At 68.5% G+C, this 25,415-nt stretch carries 29 protein-coding genes; 14 read left to right on the plus strand and 15 right to left on the minus strand.

The window, feature by feature from the left end; genetic code table 11:
• Window positions 1-155 precede the first annotated feature (155 nt).
• Window positions 156-578, plus strand: a complete 423-nt coding sequence (locus tag KBZ12_RS13525) for a hypothetical protein (protein WP_254958508.1) — start codon at window positions 156-158, stop codon at window positions 576-578.
• A gap of 15 nt (window positions 579-593) precedes the next feature.
• A complete protein-coding gene (locus tag KBZ12_RS18715) occupies window positions 594-848 on the plus strand; it encodes a hypothetical protein (protein ID WP_396101236.1) in 255 nt (84 codons plus the stop codon).
• 375 nt (window positions 849-1,223) lie between these two features.
• Here KBZ12_RS18715 and KBZ12_RS13530 read toward each other — a convergent pair whose 3' ends face one another.
• The 5 genes from KBZ12_RS13530 to KBZ12_RS13550 all read right to left on the minus strand — a co-directional run bounded on the left by KBZ12_RS13530 (window position 1,224) and on the right by KBZ12_RS13550 (window position 6,527).
• A complete protein-coding gene (locus KBZ12_RS13530) occupies window positions 1,224-2,504 on the minus strand; it encodes a SufS family cysteine desulfurase (protein ID WP_254958562.1) in 1,281 nt (426 codons plus the stop codon).
• A 23-nt stretch (window positions 2,505-2,527) separates the two neighbouring features.
• Window positions 2,528-3,808 carry a Fe-S cluster assembly protein SufD gene (gene sufD / locus KBZ12_RS13535; RefSeq protein WP_254958509.1) on the minus strand — a complete coding sequence of 427 codons (1,281 nt, stop codon included), beginning with the start codon at window positions 3,806-3,808 and terminating at the stop codon, window positions 2,528-2,530.
• A 1-nt stretch (window position 3,809) separates the two neighbouring features.
• Complete coding sequence (sufC, locus tag KBZ12_RS13540; RefSeq protein ID WP_254958511.1) at window positions 3,810-4,613, minus strand: Fe-S cluster assembly ATPase SufC; 804 nt, start codon at window positions 4,611-4,613, stop codon at window positions 3,810-3,812.
• An 89-nt stretch (window positions 4,614-4,702) separates the two neighbouring features.
• Window positions 4,703-6,145, minus strand: a complete 1,443-nt coding sequence (gene sufB / locus KBZ12_RS13545) for a Fe-S cluster assembly protein SufB (protein WP_254958512.1) — start codon at window positions 6,143-6,145, stop codon at window positions 4,703-4,705.
• 16 nt (window positions 6,146-6,161) lie between these two features.
• The gene (locus KBZ12_RS13550; RefSeq protein WP_015109146.1) at window positions 6,162-6,527 is read right to left on the minus strand and encodes a ferredoxin-thioredoxin reductase catalytic domain-containing protein; all 366 of its coding nucleotides are present in this window, start codon (window positions 6,525-6,527) and stop codon (window positions 6,162-6,164) included.
• A 212-nt stretch (window positions 6,528-6,739) separates the two neighbouring features.
• On the opposite strand from KBZ12_RS13550, the gene sufR reads away from it, so the two are divergent.
• The gene (gene sufR, locus KBZ12_RS13555) at window positions 6,740-7,498 is read left to right on the plus strand and encodes an iron-sulfur cluster biosynthesis transcriptional regulator SufR (RefSeq protein WP_254958513.1); all 759 of its coding nucleotides are present in this window, start codon (window positions 6,740-6,742) and stop codon (window positions 7,496-7,498) included.
• A gap of 3 nt (window positions 7,499-7,501) precedes the next feature.
• Window positions 7,502-7,876 carry a hypothetical protein gene (locus tag KBZ12_RS13560; RefSeq protein WP_254958514.1) on the plus strand — a complete coding sequence of 125 codons (375 nt, stop codon included), beginning with the start codon at window positions 7,502-7,504 and terminating at the stop codon, window positions 7,874-7,876.
• Here KBZ12_RS13560 and KBZ12_RS13565 read toward each other — a convergent pair.
• Window positions 7,836-8,726: a DMT family transporter gene (locus KBZ12_RS13565; protein ID WP_254958515.1), complete on the minus strand. Its 891-nt coding sequence runs from the start codon at window positions 8,724-8,726 to the stop codon at window positions 7,836-7,838. The genes KBZ12_RS13560 and KBZ12_RS13565 overlap by 41 nt on opposite strands.
• 67 nt (window positions 8,727-8,793) lie before the next feature.
• Between KBZ12_RS13565 and KBZ12_RS13570 the strand changes: the two genes are divergently transcribed.
• The 8 genes from KBZ12_RS13570 (at window position 8,794) to KBZ12_RS13605 (ending at window position 15,372) form a co-directional block, all read left to right on the plus strand.
• Window positions 8,794-9,423, plus strand: coding sequence for a phycobiliprotein lyase (locus KBZ12_RS13570; protein WP_254958516.1), 630 nt, complete (start codon window positions 8,794-8,796; stop codon window positions 9,421-9,423).
• A 117-nt stretch (window positions 9,424-9,540) separates the two neighbouring features.
• A complete protein-coding gene (locus tag KBZ12_RS13575; protein ID WP_254958517.1) occupies window positions 9,541-10,305 on the plus strand; it encodes a phycobilisome rod-core linker polypeptide in 765 nt (254 codons plus the stop codon).
• A gap of 245 nt (window positions 10,306-10,550) precedes the next feature.
• Window positions 10,551-11,612, plus strand: coding sequence for a DUF4912 domain-containing protein (locus tag KBZ12_RS13580; RefSeq protein WP_254958563.1), 1,062 nt, complete (start codon window positions 10,551-10,553; stop codon window positions 11,610-11,612).
• Entirely contained in the window at window positions 11,612-11,818 is a 207-nt protein-coding gene (locus KBZ12_RS13585) for a hypothetical protein (RefSeq protein WP_254958518.1), read from the plus strand. Before KBZ12_RS13580 ends, KBZ12_RS13585 begins: the two co-directional genes overlap by 1 nt.
• A gap of 161 nt (window positions 11,819-11,979) precedes the next feature.
• Complete coding sequence (locus KBZ12_RS13590) at window positions 11,980-13,347, plus strand: phospholipase D-like domain-containing protein (protein WP_254958564.1); 1,368 nt, start codon at window positions 11,980-11,982, stop codon at window positions 13,345-13,347.
• A gap of 26 nt (window positions 13,348-13,373) precedes the next feature.
• The gene (locus KBZ12_RS13595; RefSeq protein WP_396101240.1) at window positions 13,374-13,631 is read left to right on the plus strand and encodes a hypothetical protein; all 258 of its coding nucleotides are present in this window, start codon (window positions 13,374-13,376) and stop codon (window positions 13,629-13,631) included.
• Between the two features lie 38 nt (window positions 13,632-13,669).
• Complete coding sequence (locus KBZ12_RS13600; protein WP_254958520.1) at window positions 13,670-14,872, plus strand: FAD-dependent monooxygenase; 1,203 nt, start codon at window positions 13,670-13,672, stop codon at window positions 14,870-14,872.
• A 35-nt stretch (window positions 14,873-14,907) separates the two neighbouring features.
• Window positions 14,908-15,372 carry a hypothetical protein gene (locus tag KBZ12_RS13605; protein ID WP_254958521.1) on the plus strand — a complete coding sequence of 155 codons (465 nt, stop codon included), beginning with the start codon at window positions 14,908-14,910 and terminating at the stop codon, window positions 15,370-15,372.
• Here the strand turns inward: KBZ12_RS13605 and KBZ12_RS13610 are convergent.
• Window positions 15,353-15,595: a hypothetical protein gene (locus tag KBZ12_RS13610; protein ID WP_254958522.1), complete on the minus strand. Its 243-nt coding sequence runs from the start codon at window positions 15,593-15,595 to the stop codon at window positions 15,353-15,355. The two genes, KBZ12_RS13605 and KBZ12_RS13610, sit on opposite strands and share 20 nt — an antisense overlap.
• Before the next feature lie 16 nt (window positions 15,596-15,611).
• Window positions 15,612-16,013, minus strand: a complete 402-nt coding sequence (locus KBZ12_RS13615) for a hypothetical protein (RefSeq protein ID WP_254958523.1) — start codon at window positions 16,011-16,013, stop codon at window positions 15,612-15,614.
• Between the two features lie 117 nt (window positions 16,014-16,130).
• Between KBZ12_RS13615 and KBZ12_RS13620 the strand changes: the two genes are divergently transcribed.
• Together KBZ12_RS13620 and KBZ12_RS13625 are read left to right on the plus strand one after the other, a co-directional pair.
• Complete coding sequence (locus KBZ12_RS13620) at window positions 16,131-17,777, plus strand: alpha-D-glucose phosphate-specific phosphoglucomutase (protein ID WP_254958524.1); 1,647 nt, start codon at window positions 16,131-16,133, stop codon at window positions 17,775-17,777.
• A gap of 13 nt (window positions 17,778-17,790) precedes the next feature.
• Complete coding sequence (locus KBZ12_RS13625) at window positions 17,791-19,152, plus strand: carbohydrate porin (RefSeq protein ID WP_254958525.1); 1,362 nt, start codon at window positions 17,791-17,793, stop codon at window positions 19,150-19,152.
• A gap of 11 nt (window positions 19,153-19,163) precedes the next feature.
• Here KBZ12_RS13625 and gltS read toward each other — a convergent pair whose 3' ends face one another.
• The 7 genes from gltS to KBZ12_RS13660 form a co-directional block, all read right to left on the minus strand.
• Window positions 19,164-20,375 carry a sodium/glutamate symporter gene (gene gltS, locus KBZ12_RS13630; RefSeq protein WP_254958526.1) on the minus strand — a complete coding sequence of 404 codons (1,212 nt, stop codon included), beginning with the start codon at window positions 20,373-20,375 and terminating at the stop codon, window positions 19,164-19,166.
• A 5-nt stretch (window positions 20,376-20,380) separates the two neighbouring features.
• Window positions 20,381-20,932, minus strand: a complete 552-nt coding sequence (locus KBZ12_RS13635) for a hypothetical protein (protein ID WP_254958527.1) — start codon at window positions 20,930-20,932, stop codon at window positions 20,381-20,383.
• A gap of 36 nt (window positions 20,933-20,968) precedes the next feature.
• Window positions 20,969-21,973 carry an AI-2E family transporter gene (locus KBZ12_RS13640; RefSeq protein WP_254958528.1) on the minus strand — a complete coding sequence of 335 codons (1,005 nt, stop codon included), beginning with the start codon at window positions 21,971-21,973 and terminating at the stop codon, window positions 20,969-20,971.
• Between the two features lie 74 nt (window positions 21,974-22,047).
• Window positions 22,048-23,034 carry a glutaminase A gene (glsA, locus tag KBZ12_RS13645; protein ID WP_254958529.1) on the minus strand — a complete coding sequence of 329 codons (987 nt, stop codon included), beginning with the start codon at window positions 23,032-23,034 and terminating at the stop codon, window positions 22,048-22,050.
• Window positions 23,035-23,047: 13 nt separating this feature from the next.
• The gene (locus KBZ12_RS13650) at window positions 23,048-23,767 is read right to left on the minus strand and encodes a 20S proteasome subunit A/B (RefSeq protein WP_254958530.1); all 720 of its coding nucleotides are present in this window, start codon (window positions 23,765-23,767) and stop codon (window positions 23,048-23,050) included.
• 148 nt (window positions 23,768-23,915) lie between these two features.
• Window positions 23,916-24,701: a LysM peptidoglycan-binding domain-containing protein gene (locus KBZ12_RS13655; protein WP_254958531.1), complete on the minus strand. Its 786-nt coding sequence runs from the start codon at window positions 24,699-24,701 to the stop codon at window positions 23,916-23,918.
• Window positions 24,702-24,938: 237 nt separating this feature from the next.
• Complete coding sequence (locus tag KBZ12_RS13660; protein WP_254958532.1) at window positions 24,939-25,373, minus strand: hypothetical protein; 435 nt, start codon at window positions 25,371-25,373, stop codon at window positions 24,939-24,941.
• Between the last annotated feature and the right edge of the window lie 42 nt (window positions 25,374-25,415).

Below are 25,415 nucleotides of genomic sequence, written 5' to 3' on the forward strand. Positions count from 1 at the left end.
TGGGGTGATGCCGACACTGCTGCCCGATCCCTGAATCAGCAGCACAGAGCACTGCTTCTTGATCGCTCAGCGATGAGCTGTCAGAAATGCAGTCCCGCGGGGGACGTCCCGACCCCTGAACACATACAAAGACCCATTGGTGGCAGAAACTGCTGGTGATCAGCGAGCTGCACCGCCAGCAAAGCATCCTGCTTTACTCCAAGACGCGCAGCATGCCCAATCGCATTGTGAACTTGGTTCAGCGACACGTACGGCCCATTGTTCGAGGCAAGGCGAGAGCTGCTGTTGAGTTTGGCGCCAAAATTAGTGTATCTGTGCGAAACGGCTTTGCCTTCCTGCACAGGATCAGCTGGGATCCATACAACGAATCCGAAGACCTGATTCCACAAGCTAAGAAATACAAGCAAGAGTATGGCTGCTTCCCCGAGCGAATCTGCGCAGATCGCATCTACATCAACACCAAGAACCGAAACTTCTGCACTCGGAACGATATACGGCTTTCTGGTAAGCGACTGGGAAGGCCGCCTAATAATCCAGAGATTAGTGCTACTCAAAAGCAGCAGCTCAGCGCAGACTAGCGGAGACGAAACGAAGTGGAAGGATGCTTTGGATCAGGGAAGAGGAAGTATTCACTAGATTTGATTATGGCTCGGTTGAGCACAGGTGCAGAGAACTCGATCTCCATGGCCTTTGTGGTGATGTGCGCAGAGAAGATCCGGAGGCTCCTCCGCCTCTTTTTTATCACTATTTTTGTCTGGATTTATGCCTTTCAGAGGCCAGGCTCCCTCTGGATGGCGCTCAGAACTATTTTGCGGATTGAAACAGAAGGATTGCCCGTCACTGCATAGCCAACAAGTGAGCTTCCTGCACCCCTGTTTCTTGGCTGGAATCAAAGCGACTCGCTGGAAGCTTTTTCAGGAGTCCCCAATTAGATGGTTTCCGGCAACCACCCAATGGCAGCCCCATCCATCCGTGAACCACGCCGAAGCATCGAACTGAGTTCCGCCAAAACCATTGCAGTGCAGGAGTTATCTGCTTCGGGTCGACCAACGATAGCCGTGGTTCACGGGTCCGATATCCAGATGTTCTACCCGATACAGATCCGATTCCAAATCCCTGGCTGACGCTCAACGAAGAGTCAGGCCAATGCCCATCAAGACCGCAGATCAAAACCTGCCAACGTGATCTTCAACAGTCCGGCAACCTCCGTTGGCCACCCCCCCTCAGCTGTGCTCCCTCAAAAAGCCGATCGTTCCCTCCAGCTCCTCAGCAAAGCGGTCAATCTCTTCGGGGGTGGTGGTGAAACCCAGGCTGGCGCGGGCGGAACTGGACAGGCCGTAGTGGCGGTGCAGGGGCTGGGTGCAGTGGTGGCCGCTGCGGATGCACACTCCCGCCGAATCCAGCAGGGCGGCGATGTCGTTGGCGTGCAGGCCGTCCACACTGAACGCGGCTAAGGCGGCCCGATCGGGCTGTTGGTCCGGAGTGGGCCCCAGGATCCGCACCCCGTCGATGGCCTGCAGCCGCTCGAACAGGCGCCGGGTGAGCTGCTGCTCCCAGGCGTGGATGCGCTCCATGCCCAGGTTCTGCAGGTAATCGAGGGCCGCGCCCATGCCGATCGCCTCACCGATCGCCGGGGTGCCGGCTTCGAACTTGTGGGGCAGGTCGGCCCAGGTGCTGTGGTCCAGGTACACGTCGTGGATCATCTCGCCGCCCCCCAGGAACGGCGGCATCGCCTCCAGCAGCGCCTCGTGGGCCCAGAGGAAGCCCATGCCCGTCGGGCCGCACAGCTTGTGGGACGAACCCACCAGGAAGTCGGCCCCCAGGGCGGCCACGTCCACCGGCTTGTGGGGCAGGCTCTGGCAGGCATCCACCAGCAGCAGGGCGCCGGCCCCGTGGGCCAATTCGGCCACCGCCTCGATCGGATTGAGACAGCCCAGGGTGTTGCTCACATGCACCAGGCTCACCAGCCTGGTGCGATCGCTGATCTTGGCCTTCAGATCCTCCAGATCCAGCTCGCCGCTCTCGGTGACGCCCGCATGGCGCAGCACGCACCCCGTCCGGGCCGCCAGCAGCTGCCAGGGCACCAGGTTGCTGTGGTGCTCCATCACCGACAGCAGCACCTCATCGCCCTCCCGCAGGTTGGCGTCACCCCAGGTGCGGGCCACGAGGTTGATCGCCTCGCTGGCGTTGCGGGTGAACACGATCTCCCGGGCGCTGGCGGCACCGATGAAGCTGGCCACCTTGCCCCGGGCCGCCTCGAAATGGTCGGTGGCGCGCGCGCTCAGCTGGTGGGCGCCGCGGTGCACATTGGCGTTATCGAGGCTGTAGTACTGCTGCAGCGCCTCCAGCACCTGGTGCGGCTTCTGGCTGGTGGCGGCGTAATCCAGGTAGATCAGCGGCTGCCCCAGGCAGGCCGTCTGGGCCAGCAGGGGGAAATCGGGGCGCGTCTGCACCGCCAGGTCGGCCACCACCTGGGAGCCCGCCAGGGGCGGCGCCGCGACCATCGGGGAGTTGGTGGAGGTTGGTGTCATCGTCCCTGCTCCCCCAGCAAGCTGGCCAGAGCCTGCCACGGCCGGGCGGCCTCAGGGAGTTCCTGCAGCACCTCCTCGCAGAAGCCGCGCAACAGCAGCCGGGCCGCCTGGTCGGCGGCAATGCCGCGGCTCTGCAGGTAGAAGAGTTCGTCCTGCTCCAGCCGGCTCACGGTGGCGCCATGGGCGCAACGCACGTCGTCGGCGACGATCTCCAGCTCGGGCTTGGTGTCGATGCGGGCCCGGTCCGACAGCAGCAGGTTGCGGCTCAGCTGGGCCGCATCGGTGCGCTGGGCTGCACGGGGCACCTGCACCGCCCCGTTGAACACGCTGCGGCCCTGGCCGTCGGCCACCGCCTTGTGCAACTGCTCCAGCCGCCCGTCCGGGCCGGCGAACACCATCTGGCTGTGGGTGTCACTGATTTGGCGGCCATCCGCGAGCTGCAGGGCCTTGAGGGCGCTGTGGGCCGCCCCCTCGCGCTGCAACAGCCGCGGCTCCAGCCGCCCCAGGGCCCAGCCGCCGTGGGCACTCACGCCGCTGTAGCGGCTGCCCGTGGCCTGCTCCACCGCCACGGTGGCCAGCAGGCAGCCGGTTTCGGCGCCAGGCGCCAGCAGGCCGTGGCGCAGCTCGGCGCCCTCGCCCAGGCGGGCCTCCAGCACCACGCTGGTGAGGTTGGCGCCGCTGCTGCGGTGCACCTGCAGCACTTCCAAAGAAGCGCCCGGTTCCAGCACCAGCAGCAGCCGCAGGGGCAGGATCCCCTCGCCGGCGCCGGCGTCACTCACCAGCTCCAGGGTGGTGGCAACCGTGCCGCGCACCCGCAGGGCCAACACCTGTTGCGCCGTGGCGCCGTTGAGCAGCACCGGCCAGAGCTCGGCGCTGCCGGTGGCGGCCAGCACCTTGCCCAGGGTCGCGTTCAGTTCGTCGCCGCTGATGGGCTCCAGGCCCACCGGCAGGTTGATCCCGGCCAGGGCATCGCTGTGGCCATCCAGGCTCAGCCGCAGGCTGCCGGCGGCCGTCTGGGGCTGCTCCGCCGGGGCGGGGCTGAGCAGGGTTGGGCTTAGGGCGGTGAGGGGCACCAGGTCGGTGAAGCGCCAGGCCTCCACACGGCGCGAGGGCAGGGGGGTCTGCGCCAGGATCTGGGCCGCACGAGCGCGGCTGGGGGCCAGGGCATCGGCGCCAGCGGAGGCGACACCGGTGGCGTTCGCCAGCAGGGCGGCGAGCCAGCTGCCGGGGCCTGCGCCCGCAGCAGCCGCGGGGGTGGAGAGCGAAGCGGCCACCATCTCAGCCCACCTCCGCCGGCGTGCGCTCGGTGGCCGCCAGTTCGGCGTCGACCCAGTCGTAGCCGCGCTCCTCCAGCTCCAGGGCCAGCTCCTTGCCTCCGGTGCGCAGGATCCGGCCCGCCGCCATCACGTGCACGTAATCGGGGGTGATCACATCCAGCAGACGCTGGTAATGGGTGATCAGCAGGGTGGCGTTGTCGGGGCCGGCCAGGTGGTTCACGCCGCCGGCCACGATGCGCAGGGCATCGATGTCGAGGCCGGAGTCGGTCTCGTCGAGCACGGCCACCAGGGGGTCGAGCAGGGCCATCTGCAGGATCTCGTTGCGCTTCTTCTCGCCACCGGAGAAGCCCTCGTTGACGCTCCGCTCCAGGAAGGCCGGATCCATCTGCACCACCTGCAGCCGTTCACGCACCAGGTCCTCGAAGGCGAAGGTGTCGAGCTCCTCCTGCCCCTTGCCGGCGCGGCGGGCATTGGTGGCCACCCGCAGGAACTCCAGGTTGCTCACCCCGGGGATCTCCACCGGGTACTGGAAGCCGAGGAACAGGCCGGCCCGGGCCCGCAGTTCGGGCTCGAGGCTCAGCAGGTCTTCGCCTTTGTAAAGGACGGTGCCGCCGGTGACGGTGTAGGCCGGGTGGCCCGCCAGCACCTTGGAGAGGGTGCTCTTGCCGCTGCCGTTGCGGCCCATCACCGCATGGATCTCGCCGGCGCGGATCGTGAGGGACACCCCCTTGAGGATCGGCTGGTCCTCCACGCGGGCCGTGAGATCACGGATCTCGAGCAGGACGGGAGCGTCGGGGCGGATCACGGCGGGGGAGAAAAGGGCAGGGAAGGGACGGGGGAAGAAGCGTTGGGCCGGCCGAGGTGGCCGTGGGCCGGGGTGGCCGTGGGCCGGGATCAGCCGACCGAACCCTCGAGCTTGAGGGCCAGCAGCTTGTCGGCCTCGGCGGCGAACTCCATCGGCAGCTGGTTGAAGACGTCGCGGCAAAAGCCGCTCACCATCATCGACACCGCCTCCTCGAAGGCGATCCCCCGGCTCTGCAGATAGAAGAGCTGGTCGGCGGAGATGCGGCAGGTGCTGGCCTCGTGCTCGATAAGGGCCTCCGGCTGCTGGGAGCGGATGTAGGGGTAGGTGTTGGCGGCGGCCTGGTCGCCGATCAGCATCGAATCGCACTGGCTGTAGTTGCGGGCGCCCACGGCCTTGGGGCCCAGCTGCACCAGCCCCCGGTAGCTGTTGGAGGAGTGGCCGGCGCTGATCCCCTTGCTCACGATCGTGGAGCGGGTGCGGGGACCCACGTGGATCATCTTGGTGCCGGTGTCGGCCTGCTGGCGGTTGTTGGTGAGGGCCACCGAGTAGAACTCGCCCACCGAATCGGCCCCCTGCAGCACGCAGCTGGGGTACTTCCAGGTGATCGCCGAGCCGGTTTCCACCTGGGTCCAGCTGATGTGGCTGCGATCACCGCGGCACTGGCCGCGCTTGGTGACGAAGTTGTAGATGCCGCCCTTGCCGTTCTCATCCCCCGCGTACCAGTTCTGGACGGTGGAGTACTTGATCGAGGCGTCATCGAGGGCCACCAGTTCCACCACCGCCGCATGCAGCTGGTTGGTGTCGAACATCGGCGCCGTGCAGCCCTCCAGGTAGCTCACCGAAGCCCCTTCCTCGGCCACGATCAAAGTGCGCTCGAACTGGCCGGTGTCGCCGGAGTTGATGCGGAAGTAAGTGGAGAGCTCCATCGGGCATGCCACGCCCTTCGGGATGAACACGAAGGAGCCGTCACTGAACACGGCCGAATTAAGGGCGGCGAAATAGTTGTCGTTGCCGGGCACCACCGTGCCGAGGTACTTCTCGATCAGGTCGGCGTGATCCTTCACCGCCTCGCTGATCGAGCAGAAGATCACGCCGTGCTCGGCCAGCTTCTCCCGGTAGGTGGTGGCAATCGAAACGCTGTCGAACACCGCATCCACGGCCACATTGGAGAGGCGCTTCTGCTCGCTCAGGGGGATGCCGAGCTTCTCGAAGGTTTCCAGCAGCTTCGGGTCCACCTCATCGAGACTGGCCTTCTTCTCCTGCTGCTTGGGCGCCGCGTAATAGATGATCTCCTGGTAGTCGATCGGCGGATGGCCCAAGGAAGCCCAGTCGGGCTCCTCCATCTGCAGCCACTGGCGGAACGAGCGCAGGCGGAAATCAAGCAGAAAGGCAGGCTCGCACTTCTTGGCGGAGATCAGCCGCACCACGTCTTCGCTGAGCCCCTTGGCGATCTTCTCGGTTTCGATGTCGGTGACGAAGCCGTATTTGTACGGCTGGCTCACCAGATCGCCGACGGTTGCGCTGCTCGCCATGGGGAAGGGGGCCGGTTCAGCCGGCGGTGAGGGACTGGACGTCTTCGAGGCTGATGGTCTGCTGCTCGCCGCGGAAGGGGTTGTCTTCAGTGAGGAAGAGCATGCAGTGGCATTCCTTGCGCTCACGCATCGGCACGCAGGGGCAGTTCCAGAACGCCTGGGCCACCTCGGCCTCCTTGTCTTCGTAGTGGCGGCAGGGGCAGAGGGCCCCGCCCAGTTCGTCCTTGTGGCGGGCCAGACCCTCCAGCACCACGGCGGTGACTCCCGGATCGCTGCAGAAGTAGGTGCCGGTGCGCTGGGCGTAGGTTTCCGCGAAGCGACGGATCACCTCCAGGCTTTCGGCACCGGCGGCGGGGGTCGTGGTGGTGGAGGCGTCGGTCATGGGCAGAGCGTCGGTTGCGCGCACCGGTGGATCGAATAACGAAACACTTTGGTTTCGTTACTGCGGGAGCCTAAGGCACAGGCGTGGTCCGGTGACGGCGTTGGGAGGCCATTGTGACGCCCCGGCGGGCACCACGGGCCAGCCCCCATTCCCCCGGTGTGCGTGGCATGGTGTTTTGGTCAGACGACCGTCGTTTTTGTCTGACGCCCGTCATGAGCGCCCCCGCCCAGTCCTCCTCCCCCGCGGCCGGCCCCGCCGAGGCAGCCCATCCCACCCGGGAGGCGGCCCTGTCCGTGCTGCTCCGGGAAGGCGAGGCGACGGCCTCCCAACTGGCGGGGTCCCTGGGGGTGTCGGTCCAGGCCATGCGCCGGCACCTGCGCAGCCTCGAGGACGACGGTCTGGTGGAAGCCAGCCCCTCCCATGAAGGCCCCGGCCGCCCCAGCAACCGCTGGCGACTCACCGACCAGGGCCAGGGCCGCTTCCCCGATGGCAGCGAGAACTTCGCCCTCGGCCTGCTCCACACCCTCACCGAAAGCCTGCCGGCGGACACCCTCGAGCTGGTGCTGCGCCAGCAGGCCGAGGAGAAGGCCGCCGACTACCGCCGCCTGATCGGCAGCGGCCCCCTCGGCCAGCGGATCGAGCAGCTGGTGGAACTGCGGCGCAAGGAGGGCTACGTGGCCGAATGCCGCCGCGACGACGAGGCCGCCGAAGACGGCGAGGGGCCCGCCTGGGTGATCAGCGAATTCCACTGCTCGGTGATGCGCATCGCCGAGCAGTACCCGGTGGTCTGCGACCAGGAACTGCGCCTGATCCGCCACACCTTCCCCGACTGCGCCGTGGAGCGCGTCCACTGGCGGCTGGAGGGGGGCCACAGCTGCGGTTTCCGCATCGCCCCCGTCACCGGGAACCCCGTCACCGGGAACCCAGTCACCGGAACTCCCGTGGCCGCCGGCCCCACGCCAGCCCCCTGAGCCGTGCTCAGCCCTGACGAGCTGCAGGAACTGGAGGCCACCCTGCTGCCCACCCTGGAGCGCCACCACCTGCGGCTCCTGGCCCATGGCCTGCGCACCCTGCAGGCCATTGCCGGACAGCGGGCCGGCGGGCTCCCGCCAGAGGGCTGGGTGGCGGCCTGGGCCGCCACCCAGCCGGTGATCGCCGCTGATGCCGGCTTCGCCGAGGCCTTCCTCCACCAGATGGGCCACGTAGCCACCCAGCTGGCGGCCATCGCCACCGCCTCTGGCCGGGAGCCCCTGGCCCTCGACCTGGCCGACCTGGTCCACTGGGCCACCCACGAGGCTGACCGGCGCGTCAGGCCCCCGGCAACCCCACCAGTCCCGCCACCAGGCTGACCCCGGCCAGGGCGGCGGCGGCGGCCAGCACCCCCCGCCAGCCGGGCCGGTCGCCCTCCAGGGCCGCCAGGGGCAGGGCCATCACCGGCGCCGTCGACAGCAGGGCCACGGCGAGGCCCCCCGGCAAGCCAGCCAGGGCGGTCTGCTGCAGGGCGATGCCGGCGCTGGTGCCCAGCAGGGTCGCCGCCAGGGCCAGGGGCCAGCGGCGCCCGGCCGGCCGGGGCCCTTGCACGGCCCGCGGCAGTCCCGCCAGCAACGGCAGCATCATCAGCGCCGCCGCCGCCAGCCGCAGGGTGGCGGCCTGCAGCGGCTCCGGCCCTCCGGCCAGCAGCCCCGCCCGCGCCAGCAGCGCCCCGCCGCTGCCGCAGGCCAGGGCCCCGAGGGCCAGGGCCACCCCAGCCGCTTCGGCGCCCGCCGGCTGGTCCTCCCTGGGGGCGCGCTGGTGAACCACCAGCAGCACCGCCAGGGTGATCAGCGCGATCCCTAGCCACTGGGCCGGCCGGGGCACCTCCCCCAGCAGCGCCACCCCCGCCAGGCTCGTGACCGCCGGCCCGCCGGCATCAATGGTGAGGGTCCGCCGGGTGCCCAGCCGCCGCAGGGCGGCGAAGAACAGCGTGTCCCCCAGGGCGATCCCCAGCACGCCGCTGAGGGCCAGCAGCACCAGCGCGCGCGGCGCCATCTGCCACGGCAGGACGAGGGCCAGCGGCAGCAGCAGGGCCACCGCCAGCAGGTTCTTGAGCAGGTTCAGCCGGGCGGCCGAGAGGGAGGTGGGCAGCCGGCGCCAGAGCAGGCTGGAGAAGGCCCAGCAAAAGGCGGCCGCCAGGCCGGCGGCGACGGGGGCGGCGGACAAGGGGGCCGCGGGAGGGTGGGAGAGTTGCGATCATCGCCTGATCGCGCCCCATCGCCTGAGGCCCCCCGTGAGCGGATCCATCGCCGACGCCATCAGCTTCTTCCGGCTCAGCTGCGGCCGCTGGCGCTCCCAGCGCAGCAGCCACCACCTGCTGCACCGTCGCGCCGAGGCGGGCGGCTCCTTCATTGAAGTGGTGGAACTGGAGGCGGCCGATCCGCGCCTGGAGGCGATCGCCGTGCTCCACGGCCAGGATCCCGCCGGCCTGGTGGGCGGCTGCCGGGTGCGCTGGAGCGGCTCGATGGCCTGGGACAAAGCCGGCGAGGCCCACGAGGGCGAAAGCGTCTTCGGCCTGATCCCCACCGATGAACGGGGCCGCAGCGGCCTGCTGCTGCGCGACCGCGGCTACGCCGAAACGGCGCCGGTGGCGGGCCACTTCGCCATGGACGACCGGGACGGCCTGCTGCTCACCACCAGCTACGAAACGATGAACAGCCTGGAGCGCTTCAGCTTCGCCGGGCCCGACGTGCGCCTGCGCACCAGCACCGTCGAGGGGCTCTCCAACACCGCCTCCTTCTGCGTCGAGACCCGGATTCCCGACGAGGCGGCGGCGGCCAGCGCCACGGAAAGCGAATCCCCAGCCCCGAACAGCCCCTCCCCCAGCCCCGAAACCGCCTGCCTGTCAGCCCTGGGCTGGTGACGGGAGCGGCGCCGGTGTTGTGTCGCCAACGTTACGGACTGTGAGCCCTGCCCGCCTGCGCCCGGGGGCGCCGGGGCCCTACTTCTACGATCCCCAACGACGGATGCCGGACCACGCGTGGCTCTTCCACTCCTCAAGTACGCCCCCACCTCCCAGAACTCGCGTGTGACGCCGTTCCGGGTGGGTTCCGACGAGGACCCCATGGCCGTGTCCATGGACAAGGCCATGGACCGGGAAGATCAGAATTTCGTGATCGAAGCGGCCTACCGCCAGATCTTCTTCCATGCCTTCAAGGTCGACCGCGACCGCACCCTTGAGTCCCAGCTGCGGGACGGCCAGATCAACGTGCGGGAGTTCATCCGCGCCCTGTGCCTGTCGGACACCTTCAACCGCAGCTTCTACAACCTCAACAGCAACTACCGGGTGGCCCGCCACCTGGTCGAGAAGCTGCTGGGCCGCCCGGTCCACGGCAAGTCCGAGGAGATCGCCTGGTCCGCGGTGATCATGACCAAAGGCGTTAAGGGCGCGGTGGACGCCATCCTCGACTCCCAGGAGTACCTGGAGGCCTTCGGTTACGACACCGTGCCTTACCACCGCAACCGGGTGGTGGGCTTCCGCGAAGTCGGTGAGACCCCCTTCAACCTCACCTCGCCCCGTTACGAGTCGTACTACCGCGGCATCCTGGGCTTCCCCCAGATCGTCTACACCGGCAAGACCCGCAGCTTTCCCGAGCGCTCCCAGCAGCGCCGTGGCGGCTTCCCGCAGGACTACCTGCCCTGGGTCCGCACCCTGCCCGCCCTGCGTGGCGTCGGCGGCGCCGCCGCCGGCAACACCGGCATGGACTACCTCGCCAAGGTTCCCTACCGCAGCATCGGCCGCTGAGTCCGGCCTTCGCCGACAGGTGTCCCACCTGCACTGGCTCCTGATCGCACCGTGGCCCTGCAGCTTCACTGCTGCAGGGCTTTTTTGTGTCCCCGTCTGGGGCGAGGGGGAGCGATGAGCCCCAAGCCGTCAGTGGATCCTGACCACCAAGGGCTGGCTTCGCCCAAAGGCGGGAACGTCCTCCAGACTGATCCCAAACGAATTCTGATGTTGTGAGCCAGAAGACGCTGACCTCCCTGGCCATGATGACGCTGCGCCAGCTGCGGCAGATCGCCAGTGACCTCGGCGTTTCTCTGTACAGCCGCAAGTCCAAGGAGGAGCTGGTGGAGGCCATCAGCACCCGCCAGGTGGAGGAGGGGGAAGGGCGGAGCCTTGAGCGCATCGAGGCGGACATGCTCCCGGCCCCCCGACCCGCTGCCGAGACCCGTGTCGTCTTCCTGCCCCGCGATCCCCAGTGGGCCTATGTCTTCTGGGACATCTCCGAGGACGACCGCTCCGATGCTCTCCATGCCGGCGCCTCCCAGCTCTGCCTGCGCGTCGCCGACGTGACCGGCCTGGCCGGCGGTTCGGCCCACCCCCACACCCTCCAGGAGGTGGTGGTCGACAGCCATGCCACCGAGTGGTACCTGCCCGTCCCCCTCTCCGACCGCGACTACCGGGTCGAGCTCGGCTACCGCAAGGGCGCTGGCGGCGGCTGGATCTCCCTGGCCTATTCCTCGGTCGCCCGGGTGCCGTCGCTGCATCCCTCCGAGCAGATCCTCGATCAGTTCGTTCCCTTCTCCCTCGACGCCTTCCCCTCCTCCGGCAGCACCAGCCTGCCCGCCCCCGCTGAAGCCGTCGATTCCGGCCTGCATGAGCGCCTTTACCAAAGCGCCACCAGCCAGTGGCGCCGCCTGGGCCGCGGCTCCGAGGCCTTCCACGAGATCGATTCCGCCGCCGGTCTGGAAGGCGGCAGCGAATTCTCCGCCTCCGGTGCCGGCCCCTGGGCCTCGGGCCGCAGCGCCTCCGGCATGGGGGGGGTGGGCTCCCGTCAGCGCTCCTTCTGGCTGGTGGCCGATGCCGAGCTGATTGTCTATGGCGCCACCGACCCGGCTGCCCGCCTCAGCATCGGCGGCGAGGAGGTGCCCCTCTCGGCCGATGGCACCTTCCGGGTGCAGGTGCCCTTCCGGGATGGCCAGCAGCTCTATCCGATCGAGGCCGTGGCGGCCGATGGTGAGCAGAAGCGCAGCATCACCATGGAGTTCCGCCGCTCCACGCCGGAAGACAACAGCAACCCGGCCAGCCAGGCCGTGGCCGAGTGGTTCTGATGGACGCCCCCGCCAACTCCAACCGCAACCTGCTCAAGCTGGTCGTGGCCCTCACCCCGATGGCCGGCAGCATCCTTTTCCCACTGGTGGTGCCGATCCTGATGCTGCGGGTCAGCATTGCCTCGGGGGTGATCGCCGCCGTGGTGATCGGCACCCTCTGGTTCGCCGCCATGCTGCGCACCTCGGAGATGCCCGGCCACCACTGAGGCCCGACTGAGCAAGCGGCGAGCCCCACGGCGAGCCAGCCGTGCGATGTCCACCGCCGGGAAGGCTGAAGGAGCGGAACCTGCCGCCCCGCCATCCCGTGGACCCTCTCGCGCCCCTCCCCCGGCTCCGGCCCGCCCTGCGGCCCGTGGTCGCCCTGGCCATGGTCGGGCTGCTCGGCGGCTGCGGCCCCGCGCCGGCGGCCCTGAGCGGGGGATCGCCCCGGGCCCTGCCTCTGCCAGCGGCCATCCGGGTGGCCTTCAACCACCGCGGCGACAGCCGCTACCGCAGCCCGATCAGCGGCCAGTGGCGCCAGGGGGATGACCTGGAGGCCCTGCTGCTCGAGAGCATCCGCGAAGCCCGCCAGGAGATCCTGGTGGCGGTGCAGGAGCTCTCCCTGCCGGCGGTGGCGGAGGCCTTGGCGGAACGGCACCGCCGGGGGGTGCGGGTGCGGGTGGTGCTGGAGAACCTCTACAGCACCCCTTGGAGCCAGCAGCATCCCGTGGATCTGCCGCCCCACCAGCGCCAGCGCCAGCAGCAGCTGGCTGCCCTCGGCCAGGGGGACGCCGTCGCCGTGCTGCAGCGGGCCGGAGTGCCCCTGCTCGACGACACCGCCGACGGCAGCCGCGGCAGCGGCCTCATGCACCACAAGTTCCTCGTGGTCGATGGCCGGGTGGTGGTGACCGGCTCGGCCAACTTCAGCCCCTCCTGCATCCACGGCGATGCGGGGGCGCCCAGCACCCGCGGCAACGTCAACCACCTGCTGCGCTTCGACAGCCTCGCCCTGGCCGGGGTGTTCGCCGCCGAATTCGCCCGGCTCTGGGGCGATGGCCCCGGCGGTCAGCCCGACAGCCGCTTCGGCATCGCCAAGGAGGGCGGCGGCCCCCAGGTGGTTGACGTGGCCGGCACGCCTGTGGAGGTGCTGTTCTCCCCCCACCGCCGCCGTGATCCCAACCAGGGCCTGGCCTGGCTGGAAACCAAGCTGGCCACCACCCGCCGGCGCCTCGATCTGGCCCTGTTCGTCTTCTCGGGCCAGAACCTGGCCGACCGGCTCCAGGAGCTGCATGGCCGTGGCGTGAAACTGCGCCTGCTGGCGGATCCGGATTTCGCCAACCGGGCCTTCAGCGAAACCCTCGACCTGCTCGGCGTGACCCTGCCCGACCAGGACTGCAGGATCGAAGCCGGCAACCGGGCCTGGGGCACCCCCGTGGAGGGAGTCGGCACGCCCCGCCTGGCCGGGGGAGACAAGCTGCACCACAAATTCGCCGTGCTCGATGGCCGGCAGGTGATCACCGGCAGCTTCAACTGGAGCCCCAGTGCCGCGTTCCAGAACGATGAAACCCTGCTGCTGATCCGCTCCCCCGTGCTGGCCCGCCACTTCGAGGCGGAGATCGACCGCCTCTGGCGTGGGGCCGAACTGGGCGTCAGCGGCCGGCTGGCCCGCCGCATGGAGCAGCGACGCCGCAGCTGCGGCAGTGGAACGCAGCGGCCCGCCGAATCCGCGCCCACGGCGACGACTACGATTCGGTAACTCTAAGTACAAGATCCATGGACCCGGTGTCCACTCCCGCCGCCACTGCCACCGCCAGCTCCCGCCAGGTCACCCCACGCCTGGATGCCATCAACCTGATGCTGCGGGACCTTCACACCCGCCACGACGAAATCCGCCACCGTGCCGCCTTCCGGGGCTGCACCAGCGAGCTGCTGACCGTTCAGCAGGAACTGGTCGACTACCTGCTCAGGATGAAGAACTCCCTCCAGGGGGCGGAGACCGCCAACCCCGAGGAAGGACTCAACTACAACTCCTTCACCTGAGCAGCCCGTCCGGGACCACCGCCGCCCGGGTGGTGGTGGTGGGGGCCGGTCCCGCCGGCGCCAGCCTGGCCCTGCTGCTGGCCCGCCGCGGCCTCCCGGTCGAGCTGATTGACGCCACCGGCCGTGGCGGCCGTCCTTTCCGGGGCGAAGGGCTGATGCCCAGCGGCCTGGCGGCCCTGGCCGCCATGGGCCTGCAGCCGCTCCCGCCGGCGGTGGCCCAGCGGCCTCTGGCGGCCTGGAGCTTCTTCCTCGATGGCCAGCTCCTGTTCGAGTCGCCCGAGCCCATGGGCAGCCCCGTCCCCTGCACCCTGATCGACCAGGAGGCGCTGCTGCAGGAGCTGCTGGCCCAGGCGAGCCGGCTGGAGGGCTTCCGGTTCCACGCCGGCCAGGCCGCCACTGACCTGCTGGAGCAGGGCGGCCGCATCACCGGGGTGTGCCTGGCGGACGGCGCCAGCCTGGAGGCCGACCTGGTGGTGGCCTGCGATGGCAGGGAATCGCTGCTGCGCCGCAAGGCGAAACTGGCGCTGGAGAGCGCCCCCAGCCCCCTCGACGTGCTCTGGTTCCGGCTGGAGGCCCCCGGATCCGAGGCGCTGGTGCGTTGGCTGGCCGGCCGCTTCGTGACCGTGGTGGGCGCCGCCGGCAGCTATGCCCTGTTCCCCTCCGCCCGCGGCGGCGTGCAGCTCGGCTGGGCGATCGAGCCGGGTGGGGCCGCCCCCGCTCCCACCCCGGCCAGCCCCGGGGCCTGGCTGGCGCTCTGGGCCCGGGACGCCCCCGAGCCCCTGGCCCGGCACTGGCGGGCCCTGGCCGAGACGTCCGTGCAGGGGCCGGTGCGGCTGCCGGTGCGGGTGGGGCTGTGCCCACGCTGGCAACGGCCGGGCCTGCTGCTGCTCGGCGATGCCGCCCACCCCATGAGTCCGCTGCGGGCCCAAGGCATCAACATGGCCCTGCGCGATGCCCTGGTGGCCGGCCGGCACCTGGCGCCTGCCCTGCTGGAGGGTGGCCCTGCCGTCATCGATGCCGCTGCTGCGGCGATTTGCGCCGAGCGGCTGCCGGAGATCCGGCGGATCCAGCAGCTGCAGGAGGAGGAGGCCCGCCGGGCCGATCTGTTGCGGCGGCGGCACCGGCTGCGGAGCCTGCTGGCCCGCACCGCCCGCTGGAGCGGCCCCCTGCTGGAGCGGCGCTGGCGGGCCAGCCAGCGGGAACTGCGCAACGGCGTCAAGGCGATCGCCACGGACCTGTGAGCGGCGGCCATGATTGGGGGACCTCCCCGCCCGCCATGGACCGGACCGTTTCCGTCAGCCGCCCCGGCCCACGCCGCCTGAGAGCGTCCCTGCCTCAGCTGGCGCTGCTGGCGAGCCTGCCGTTGCTCGGGGCCTCACCGCTGCGGGCCGCACCGGAGCCGCCCCCCTTTCCGCCCTCCGCCGAATTCCGCTCCCTGCAGCTGATCGCCCTGGCCTGCAGTCGCGAGAACACGGCCGAACCCTGCGACAAGGCCCGCAGCCTCGCCGACCCCCTGCTCGACCACCCGCGCCTGCCGGCCAGCTGCAAGGACACGCTCTGGACCATCCGTCAGCGGTCGGTGGTGGCCGCCAGCAACAGCTTCGAGCGTCGCGAACCGATCGACCGGGCCGCCCGCAGCCTCACGGCCGTCTGCCGCCTGCAGTTACCCGTCGCCAAGCCGGCGGCCAATGCCGCCCCCAGGCAGGGGGGCCTGAACCTGATCAATCCCAATCAAAACTGAAGCGCTGGCCGGGCAGCAGCCGCTGCAGCTCCTGAGTCAGCTCGGCCATCATCTGGCGGCTCATCTCGGGATGGCCGCGCAGGTCTGCCACCAGCTCGGCCACGTCGGCGCTGGTGAGGCCGTGGTTGCTGATCTTCGCCTCGACGCGGTGGCGGAACTGCTCGAGCAGCTGGAGCTGTTGCGGCGACAGGGGGCCGTCATCCGAAGGGTGCTGGACGTCCATGGAGGGCGAGAAGAGGTCAGGGTTGGGGCTTGGTGGCCTGGGGGATTCCGGCCGCCGGGGCGTCAATCAACGCCAGCAGGCGGGTTGCCGTGTCTTGCATGAAGGCCAGGCTCATCGGGGTGACGACGGCGGCCTTGTCGGCCAGCTGGCACAGGGGGTTGCGCTCGCCCTTCGCCTCACAGCTTCTCGAGAGCCCCAGCAGAGCGTTGGTGAGCTTGCCCCGCAGGCAGGTTTCGGCCCCGGCCCCGGCCAGCACCGCTTCAGCGGCGGCGTGGGTGCGGTCCACCGCTTCGGGATAGGGAAGGGCCTTCGGTGCGCCCATCACCGCCGCCCTGGTGGGGGCCAGATGCAGCACAACCGCCCCGGCCATGGCGGCGACGGCCAGGCCCACACCGGTGAGGAGCATCCGTGGGGCCATGGGGTCAGCGCAATTGTCTCCAGGCTAGCCAGCCCTGTCAGCGACACCAAGAACGGGGCGGCCGGAACGGTCGCCGGAGGTAGCTTGGAGCTCCCCCAACCCCCCAGGACGCCGGCCATGGCGAAGACGACCGAGCTGCGTCAGGTGGCGCTGGAGCGACCCTTCGACGACCAGAAGCCCGGCACCTCCGGTCTGCGCAAGAGCACCCGCCAGTTCCAGACCCCCCACTACCTGGAGAGCTTCATCGAGGCCTCCCTGCGGGTGGTGCCCGGGGTCGCGGGGGGAACCCTGGTGGTGGGCGGTGACGGCCGCTTCGGCAACATCCCGGCCATCAGCGTCATCGCCCGCATGGCCGCGGCCCACGGGGTCAGCCGCCTGATCACCACCACCGGCGGCATCCTCTCCACACCGGCCGCCTCCCACCTGATCCGCAGCCGCGGCGCCGTGGCCGGCATCATCCTGTCGGCCAGCCACAACCCCGGCGGCCTGGACGGCGACTTCGGCGTCAAGATCAACGGCGCCAACGGCGGGCCGGCACCGGAATCGGTCACCGATGCCATCCATGGGGCCACCCTCAGCCTGGAGGGCTACCGGATCCTCGACGCCGAGCCCCTGAACCTGGACGCCCCCGGGACCACCAGCCTCGGCGCCATGGCCGTCGAGGTGATCGACGGGGTCGACGACTACGTGGCGTTGATGCAGAAGCTGTTCGACTTCGACCGCATCGCCGCCCTGCTGCGGGGCGACTTCCGGGTGGCCTTCGATGCCATGCATGCCGTCACCGGCCCCTACGCCTCCCGTCTGTTTGAAGGGCTGCTGGGGGCCCCTGCCGGCACGGTGCGCAACGGCGTGCCCCTGGCCGACTTCGGCGGCGGCCACCCCGACCCCAACCTCACCTACGCCCACGAGCTGGCCGACCTGCTGCTGGTCGGGGGCGCCTACGACTTCGGCGCCGCCTGCGACGGCGACGGCGACCGCAACATGATCCTGGGCCGGAACTGCTTCGTGAATCCCAGCGACAGCCTGGCCGTGCTCACCGCCAACGCCACCCAGGCCCCCGGCTATGCCGATGGCCTGGCCGGCGTGGCCCGCTCGATGCCCACCAGTGCCGCCGCCGACGTGGTGGCCACCGAGCTGGGCATCCCCTGCTTCGAGACGCCCACGGGCTGGAAGTTCTTCGGCAACCTGCTCGATGCCGGCCGGATCACCCTCTGCGGCGAGGAGAGCTTCGGCACCGGCAGCAACCACATCCGCGAGAAGGACGGGCTCTGGGCCGTGCTGTTCTGGCTGCAGATCCTGGCGGTGCGCGGCTGCTCGGTGGCCGAGGTGATGGCAGGCCACTGGAGCCGCTTTGGCCGCCACTACTACTCCCGCCACGACTACGAAGCCGTGGCCAGCGAGGCGGCCCATGGCCTCTACGACCGGGTCTCAGGCATGCTCACCGCCCTGCCGGGCCAGGCCTTCGCCGGCCGCACGATCCACGCCGCCGACGACTTCGGCTACACCGACCCGGTGGATGGCTCGATCAGCAAGGGCCAGGGCCTGCGGGTGCTGCTCGACGACGGCAGCCGAGTGGTGCTGCGCCTCTCCGGCACGGGCACCAAGGGGGCCACGCTACGGGTGTACCTGGAGAGCTATGTGCCCCCCAGCGGCGACCTCGATCAGAACCCCCAGCGGGCCCTGGAGGATCTGATCGTCGCCATCGACGCGCTGGCCGAAATCCGGCTGCGCACCGGCATGGAGCGGCCCACCGTGATCACCTGAGCGACCAGCGACCATGAGGCCCCCTGGCGCCACCCTTCCCTGGCTGATGGCGGCCTGGGTCTGCGGTGCCGGCGGGCCCCTGCTGGCCCAGGAGTTGCCTCCGAAGGCCCCCCAGGCCGCCACCGAGGCGCTCGAGGCCACCCGGTTCGCGCCCACCACCACGGTGAACCTGCAGATCAACGGCGTCATGGGGAGCCTCCGGTACACCGGCAACGAGGTGGACCGTGCCAGCAACACCGCGGCGGGGGCACCGCTGCTGAACGGCGTCAGCCTCAACCACGAGCTGCGCCTGACGATCGACACCAGCTTCACGGGCCAGGACCTGTTCCGCATCCGCCTGCGCAGCGGCGATTTCGCCCCCTCAGGCTTCTTCTCCAACCCGCCCACCCCCCTGAGCCGGCTGGACGTGGCCTTCCAGGAACCGGCCTGCGGCGCCGGGGTGCAGGGATGCTCCGGTCGGCTGATCAGCATCAACCGGGCCTACCTGCAGCTGCCGCTCAGCCCCGAGATCCGGCTCAGCGTCGGGCCCCGGATCATGCAGCTCGACATGCTCCCCGTCTGGCCGAGTGTCTACAACGCCTCCCCGATCCTGGATCTGTTCCAGTTCGCCGGCTCGCCTGGCACCTACAGCAAACGGTTGGGGGGAGGCTTCGGACTCTGGTGGCAGCCCCAAGGCGGGCTGCAGGGGCTGAGCCTGGGCTACGCCTACGTGGCCGGCCAGGCCGGGGGCAACGGGCAGGGCAGCGGCCTGTTCTCCGGCTCCTCCTCCCAGACCAGCACCGTGCAGCTAGCCCTGAGCCGGCCCCAGTGGAACATCACCGGGGCCTGGAGCTTGAGCGGCCCCCAGGTGAGACTGCGGGGCACTCCCCTGGCCAGCGAACTGGCGGCCGGCGGCCGCGACGGCAGCCTGGGTTCCTGGTCGCTGGCGGGCTACTGGCAGCCCCGCCGCTCCGGCTGGCTCCCCTCGATCAGCGCCGGCTGGGGCCAGGACACGTTCGGCTTCGGCTCCCCGGCGGTGGCCGGCCTCTCGGGGGTGCGCAGCCGCTCCTGGTACAGCGGCCTGGTCTGGAGCGACGTCCTGGGGGTGGGCAACAGCCTGGGGCTGGCTGTCGGCTCCCCCGCCCACGTGATCGCGATCCAGACGCCCAGCCAGAGCAGCCTCGACGACCGGGGGCTGGCCGTCGAGATCTATTACCGGATCCAGCTGAGCGATGAGCTCTGGGTGACTCCGGCCCTTTTCTGGCTGAGCCGGCCAAGGGGCGCCCTCAGCGGCAGCGCCGACCTGTCCCAGGCCCTGCTGTTCCCCGCTGCTTCAGGGGGGGATGCCAGCCTGGGGGTGTGGGCCGGACTGATCCGGACGACCCTGCGCTTCTGAGCGGCCTGGGGTCAGGCGAGCCAGTGCAGGAAGCGCTGGATCACCACGGCGTTGCTGATGTCCACGAAGAAGCCTGAGACCAGCGGCACGACGATGAAGGCCCGGCGGGCGGGACCGTACTTCTGGGCCACCGCCGACATGTTGGCCATCGCCGTCGGAGTGGCCCCGAGGGAAAAGCCCGCGAATCCGGAACAGATCACGGCGGCCTCGTAATCGCTCCCCATGGCCCGGAACACCACAAACAAGACGTACAGAAAAGCGATCGTGAACTGGGCGGCAAGGATGGCGAGAATCGGGCCCGCCAACGAGGCAATCGTCCACAGTTGCAGGCTCATCAGGGACATCGTCAGGAAGATGCCCAGGGAAATGTCCGACACAATCGCCAACGATCGGGGTGCAGCCAGAAAACAGATCGGCAGCAGGCGGGGCACGGTGTTGGTGAGCAGGATCGCCGCAAACAGACAACAGACGAACAGCGGCAACTTGCCGCCGCTGGCGTCAACGGCCTTAAACAGCAGTTCCCCCAAACCCAGGCTCATATTCAGCCAGAAGAGCGTCCGCAGCAGACTGAAATAGGTGACGGGCTCCCGCGGGCGAGGCCTGGCGGACGCACCGCCCCCCCCAGAGCCGTCATCAAGGTCAGCGGTGGCCTCCGGCTTCAACTTATTGCTGCGGATCAGAAGCCGGGCGATCGGCCCCCCCATCAACGAGGCCAGCACCAGACCAAAGGTGGCGCAGGCGATGCCGATTTCCTGGGCGTTGCCAATCCCGTGGACATCGGCGAAGGTCGGCGCCCAGGCGATCGCCGTGCCGTGGCCGCCCAGCATCGACACCGATCCCCCCAGTAGCCCCACCAGTGGGTTAAAACCGAGCAGCGTGGCCATGCCGACCCCGGTGAGATTCTGAAGCACGATGAACACCACCGTGGTGACCACAAGGATCAGCAGTGTCCAGCCCCCCGAGAGCAGCATGCTGATATCGGCGCTGAGGCCGATGGCTGCAAAGAAGTAAAGCAGCAGGAAATCCCGAGCCTGCAGGTTGAAACCGATCTCCAGGCCCGTGAAACCATGGATCAGGGCCAGCAGCAGGCAGACGAGCAGCCCGCTGGTGACCGGCTCTGGAATGTTGAACTCCCGCAGGACGCCCACCTTTCGGTTCAGCCAGCGGCCGATCGCCAGCACCACGATGGCGATGTTGAAGGTCGCGAAGCTTTCAAACTGCATGGCTTTTATTCACAGCCCTGGACAGAAATGCGGTAGCTGAATCCGATGGCGGCCGGCGTGGTGGAGGATCCCACCCGGAAGTTCATCAGCCTGGTGCGCTTGCCGGGAACGGCCTGGAAGGGCCCGAACATCCGCCCCGTGCCTGGCTCAAACGTCGGTGTTTCGTTGATCACCTGCAGGTTGCTGCCGTCGGTGAACACCATGAAACCCGACACCGGGAAGCTGGCCCGCTCGGTGGAGGCCGATGTGAAGAAGAAACGATAACTGCGGAAGTTGCGATCCACGATGAAGTCAGTGTTCCAGTTCGTGCGGCCCACGAGCCGATCCGGACCGATCCGCTTGGACACCACCGGGGTGCCGCCGCCCCCGAGCGGCATCAGAAAGCGGCAACTGGCCTGCGCCGCCGGAACACCGGTGGCTGCTGTTGCGGTAAGCGCCGTGAGGGCGGCAAGGATCGCACGGTTCACAGTCAAGGGAGTACCAAGGAGATCAGTAACGAGCAGCATGACAGCCGGCTGCGACTCCGCCCACCAACACCCTTGGGACGAGGACGCCAAACGCTTGCAAGACGGGGCCTGGTTGTGATCACTGGTCTATTCCTCACGCGCTGGAGTGAGACTGAGGAAGTCATTTTTCTGGCGTTCGGAATGAACCCAGATCGCGATCATGCCAGCCAGAGGGATCGACAGGAACACCCCCAACAGGCCAGCAACCCGCTGTCCGATGAAGAGGGCCAAAAAGAGAATCACCGGATTGAGCTCCATCGCCTGGCCCATCACCTTGGGCCGGACGATGTTGTCCTGAATCTGACCGAGCAGCACGGACGCGATCAAGGCCCGCAAGCCGATGTCTGCCCCCTGGGAGGTGAAGACCATCAACGAGATCAAAACGATGCCGAGGGTGGCGCCGATCCCCGGGATCACATCAAGGACCCCAACAATGACGGCCAGAATCAAGCTGTACTTCACACCCAGCAGCGGAAAGATCACGGCCGTTGAGACGGTCAGAAACACCATCAGCAGCAGCTGGCCGCGAATGAATCCCAGAACGCTCTGCAGAAAGGTCACGGCGAAACGATCACGATGCTGTTCAGGAATCAGCCCCAGAAATCCTTTCCACAGCTTCTCCCCATCGATCAGCATGTAGAGACTGATCACTGCACCGAAAATACCCGTGAAGACCCCGGAAAACACGGTTTGCAACAACCCCAGCCCCGTCAGCAAACCCTCCTGCAGCAACGTGGTGATTCTGGCGAATCCATAGGTTTTGAGGTATTGATGCAGGGGCGTGAGGTCCTGCTGTTTCAAGCTGCCTTGCAGATCCAGCAGCAGACCCTGGCCCTGGTTCAGCACCTGCAGGCCAATGCCAGTGATGAAGCCAACCAGGAGGATCAAAGCGCTGAAGCAAACGGCAGCAATCGACCATCCCCGTGGCAGATAACGGCTCAGCCACTTCACCGGGACATTGAGCAGGGCCGCCACGATGGCGGCGGCCGTGAACACCGCAATCGTGCCTGAAAAGTAATTGAAGATCACCACCGTGACGCCGATGCAGGCCACCAGCAGGAGATAGCGCAGGAGATTGGTGGTGCTGATCATGGCGACAAAAAGCTCCCTGCTGAGGCTGGATCGTAGACAGACGAGGCCGTCATCTCCCTTGCAGCGGCCATGCTTCAGCCGCTCCCCCCGGGCCGGGAGGCGAACAGATTCAGACCCAGCCGTTCGGAGAGGAAGCGCGCCGTGAGCTGGCCGCGCACACTGTTGCCTGCCTCATCGAGGGGTGGCGAATACGTCGCCAGGCCCCCCTTGCCCGGGGCCACCGTGATCATGCCGCCGGCCACGCCGCTTTTCCCCGGCAGGCCGGTGGCATACAGCCAGTCGCCGGAGGTTTCATACAACCCGGCGGTGACCATCACCGCCAGCACGTGCTGACAATGGACCGCCTCGATCACCTGCTCGCCCGTGACGGGCTGGCGTCCGCCGTTGGCCAGGGTGGCGGCCATCACGGCCAGGTCGGCCGCCGTGACACTGAGGGAACACTGGCGGGTATAGAGCTCGGTGGCCTCGTCGGGATCCCACCAGATGCGGTCATGGTCGCTCAGCAGGGTGGCCAGACCGGCGTTGCGGCGATTGCTGGCCAGCTCCGAATCGAAGACCCGCCCATCGACCTCCAGCCGCCGGCCGGCGAAACGGGAAAAACCGTCCTGAATGAAGGCCCACTTCTCCTCACTGCTGGCCCCCGGCGCCAGGCTGGTGGCGGCGATCGCCCCGGCGTTCACCATCGGATTGGAGAGGCCCTCGCCGCTGCGCTCCACCGCCAGGACGGAGTTGAACGGCAGGCCGGTGCTGTTGACGCCGAGCTTCTCGCGCGCCTCCTCCTCACCGATGGCCTGGCAGATCAACGCAAACAGAAATGGCTTGGAGATGCTCTGGATGCTGAAAGCCACCCGGGCTTCGCCCGCCTCGAACAACGCCCCGCCGCAACTCGACACACAGAGACCGAAATTCTCGGGAACCGCCGCCGCCAGGGCGGGGATGTAGTCGGCCACCTGGCCATCCAGAACCGGCGCGAAGCGGCCATGGGCCTCGTCCACCAGCTCCTGCACCACCTCGGCGGTGGGCAGGTGGCCGTTGGACACCCATTCGGAAACAGACCACATGGCGGTAGAGGACTCAGGTGGGCGACGCCTGCTCCCAGGGAAAGCTGGGCAGGCGATGGAGGGCTTCCCGTTGGGCGTCGCTCCAGGTCTCGACCATGGCGGCCAGCTCAGGAGCCTCCGCCCCCAAGGTCAGCTGGTGGGACATCGCCAGGGCATCCGCGGGAAGGATGGCCAGCTCGAACGGAGGTCCCACGGTGAGATTGGAGCGCTGGGTGAGCACCTCCGAGATCAGGCAGAGCCGGGCGGCGTCCTCCAGGGAGAGGTTCGTGTGGCCCACATTATCGAGGGGGGGTTTGCCATATTTCGTCTCGCCGATCTGCAGGTAGGGCGTTTCGCGGGTGGCCATGATGGCGTTGCCCTGGGGATACACCAGATACAGACCGTGGGCCTCCCCGGCGATCTGGCCGCCCAGGATGAACGAGGCCCCCCCACTGGCCCCCGCCTGCTGGAGGGCGGCGGCATTCTCCTGCTGCACCGCCACGCTCACCCGGCCGATGTAGGCGGCCGCTTCGAACAGATAATCGCAGGAGCGCAGATCCCTGACCCCTGCGACGAACGCCTCGGCCGGCCGGTCGAGATCCCGGCGGATCCAGCTGATCACGGCCTGGGTGGTGGCCAGATTACCCGCCGCCAGAAGCACGAACAGCCGATCCGACGATGGCTGAAACACATGCATCTTGCTATAGCTGGAGATGTAGTCAACGCCAGCATTTGTGCGGGAGTCGGAGACCATCACCAAACCCCTCTCCAGCCAGTAACCGATGCAATACGTCACCGTGAAAGGCTGCAGACATGGTGTTTGAAGGTTAGCCCATGGCCACAATCAAAGACCCCGAAAGTGATCAAGATCACTTCCCCAGGCGCCGCCGGCGCTCAGGCCCTCAAGGGGCGGCAGGGGGCGGAACGGCCGGGGCGGTGGGATCGCTGACGTTGGCGCAAAGATCCAGGACGATCTGTTGCGCCACCGAACGGCCCTCGGGAACCACCCAGGGTCCCCAGGCCCCGTTGATCAGCCAGGCCTGGCGCAGGCTGCTGCAATGCACCGCCACTGCCGTCGCCTGCGCCCGGATCGGCCCGACCTCCGCCTGGGTGGGCTGCACCAGGCTGACCCGCACACCACCGCTGTGGAGCTTCCAGCCGCCCCAGTCAACGAGGGTGTTGCCGTAGAAGCGCCAGCGCACCGCCTCCCCCGGCTGTGGCGGCACGGGCGAGGGGGGGGCGGTGGGTGCCGCCGGTGCCTTCACCGCCGGAGAACTGCCCGGCCCCGGGGGTTTGGGGGTGGCCGTGGGTTTGGGTGCAACCGTGGCCGTGGCCGTGGGTTTGGGAGCGGGCTTGGCGGTGGCTGTGGCGGTGGCCGCCGGTATGGCCTTGGCCCCAGCGGGCGCCGCAGGCAGCTTCAGCCAGACGCCGACCTTCAACTGGTCGGGCTTCATCCCGGGGTTCAGCTTCTGAAGCTCCGCCACGGTGGTGCGGTGGCGGGCCGCCAGGACAGCCAGCGTGTCACCCGTGCGCACCTGCACAAGGCCCTTCGATGGCGGCAGTTTCAGTGACTGGCCGATCTGCAGCTCCTCGGGCCGGGTGATCGCGTTCAGCCGCATCAAGTCCTGCAGGCTCACCCCGTACCGGGCGGCCAGGGCCTCGAGCGTGTCCCCCTGGACAACCTTCACAGCTCGCCCAGGCGGAGCCGCCTGCGCAAAGGCCTCGGAGCTGAGGCCGAAACCGGCGCAGGAGAAAACAAGGACGGCCAGAAACCCCTGCGTAGCCGCTGCTGTTCGACTCACGATCCCCACCAATCTCTGGACAACGAAACTACCAGAGGTACGCGCCGGACGAGGAAGACAATCAGCCAACAAGCGACAGGAATTTGCCTCCCTGCCGTTACATCAAGACGTTACAAAGTTGCTTCACATTGAGGTGGCGACCAGCGGCATCTCTGCAGCAACTTTGCGGCGCTCGGGGCCTCGGGAGGACTCAGACACCGCTGCGGAGGATGACGCCGCCAGGGTGACCCTCTTCTGGTGGTGCTCCCCGGTGCTTCCCCGCTCCCGGGACGCCAGGCGATCGATCAGGGCGGCGAGCGCCAGCACTCCATCGATCACCACCAGCACGGCCCAGACGACCAGCAGCAACGCCTCGGCCTGGGCCGTCCGGGTCTGGGGCGCCGTGGGGGCGACGGGCTCCGGAGAGACAGCGACGACCGGATCTGGCGCCTGCGGCAGGGGTTGGAACAGCAGGGCCGTGGGCGGCTCGCTGGGCAGGGGCCAGGGCTGGCGCGATGGGGGCCGGCTCCTGGTCCTGGCTTGCTGCTCCCGCAACCGTTCGGAAAGCGTCGGCAGCATGGTGATCTCTCGACAACCCCTTTGGACGATCCTCACGGCCTG

This window comes from Cyanobium sp. Cruz CV13-4-11 (genome assembly GCF_024346055.1).
Lineage (GTDB): Bacteria > Cyanobacteriota > Cyanobacteriia > PCC-6307 > Cyanobiaceae > Cyanobium.